This window comes from Bacillus sp. SRB_8 (genome assembly GCF_003264205.1).
Classification (GTDB): domain Bacteria; phylum Bacillota; class Bacilli; order Bacillales; family Bacillaceae_G; genus Bacillus_A; species Bacillus_A mycoides.
Map to the genome: position 1 here is coordinate 1 of NZ_NADT01000117.1, position 1,577 is coordinate 1,577.

At 46.1% G+C, this 1,577-nt stretch carries 1 protein-coding gene; it reads right to left on the reverse strand.

The window, feature by feature from the left end:
- Positions 1-1,577 (reverse strand): serine hydrolase domain-containing protein (locus B5P40_RS32160; protein WP_113710540.1); only part of this gene is annotated, 1,577 nt, incomplete at both ends.

Below are 1,577 nucleotides of genomic sequence, written 5' to 3' on the forward strand. Positions count from 1 at the left end.
ATTGCAAATTCCGAGTTCGGCGCGCCAGCAAATACAACCGATCCGTTTTTTGGCAATTTTACTTTATTATTGCCGCTCACAACGGTAAAATTGACGCATACTCCCTTCTCATCATACACCGCGAATGAACTCTTCGATGACAACGTCACGCTCATCGTTTTCCCTGCTGTCGCTTGTGGGATCGTAAACCATTTCGCATGCCCATTTGCTTGTAGTGTAACTTTGGATGATTGGCCTGCATCAAGCGGTTTTACGTTGGATCCACTTACATATAACAATCCGGCCATCTCCATATATTCACTGCCGCCTTCTGTATAGAAATGAGTTTCCGTCGTATCACGGCCATTCATCACGGGGATCTGGAGCTGATGCGCCGCGGTGTTCGGACCTGTAATTTTTCTGCCGTCCCAATAGCCCTCCAGGCCTTCCTTGCGAGTAATTTGTGTGGTAATAAGTTTCGGTTGAACGAGATAGAACTTGACGCCTTCCCGCTTCGCCCATGCGGCAGCGGTTTTCTTCGATAGCACGTTGTCTTCTAGTTTCTCGGCTAAATAGTGAGTCATCACATTTTGCCCTAAGCCTGGCGTCGATTTATATGTGCTCACCTTCAAATAAGTGCTTCCATTCTTCTCAGTGACGAAGTTGAGCTTGGAAGTACCCTTCTCATTAATAAAGCTTCCATTCGCAGTATATACATATTTTTCTTCTCGATTAGATGGTAAGAACAGTTCTCCATTCTTCGTAATTTCTATTTTGAAATGACTTTCGCTATTGCCGTAAAAGCCCGCTTTCTTCGTCACGTCTTGAGGCATCTTGGCCTTGACCGGCTTGCCAAAGGATTTGTTTGGCTTGATGTCCTTAATTGTGCCCTTCTCTTTAAGCGCGGCGAGCAGTAATTCAGTTGCCAGTAGTTGATTTGTAGAGCTTTGGCCGCCGGATGACAACACAGCCACTGCCATCTTCTGTTCCGGAAGCACGACCAGTATAGCATGTTGCAGTGTTGTATCGCCGCCCTTAGCCATGCTTTTTATCCCATATTCACTGAATGGGTATAGTTTCACACTATCCCAGCCAAGACCATAGTTGAAAATATTACCTCCATCCCCCGGCCACATTCCTTTTTTATATTCCTCTTGCTCCATCGCCTTGACTGCCTTATCAGAGAGGATCCCTTTTCCCTGTCCCATAAATAATTGTGAGAATCGTACCATATCTTCTGCCGTGGAAGAGATCCCTCCCGAACCAATCACATTCACCGATTCAATGGGAAGCTTCCCTTGGTACGCCGGAAAATAGAGTCCAGCCCGCTTATCGTCTTCCCATTTGTCCTGCGGCGTTTTCGTATGATTCAGCTGTAAGGGTTCTGTAAACCGTTGATGTATAAATTCGGTAAAGCTCATACCGCTGACTCTTTCCACCAAAATCTCGGCCAGCGTAAAGCCGTCGTTGCAGTATACCGAGAACGCGCCAGGATCCGCCTTCAAGCTTTGGTTGGACAATTGCCGCATCAAGACATCATGGGCATAGGTATCATTATCGTTAAATAAAAATGCATTACTTAACGTGGAACCTTGCAA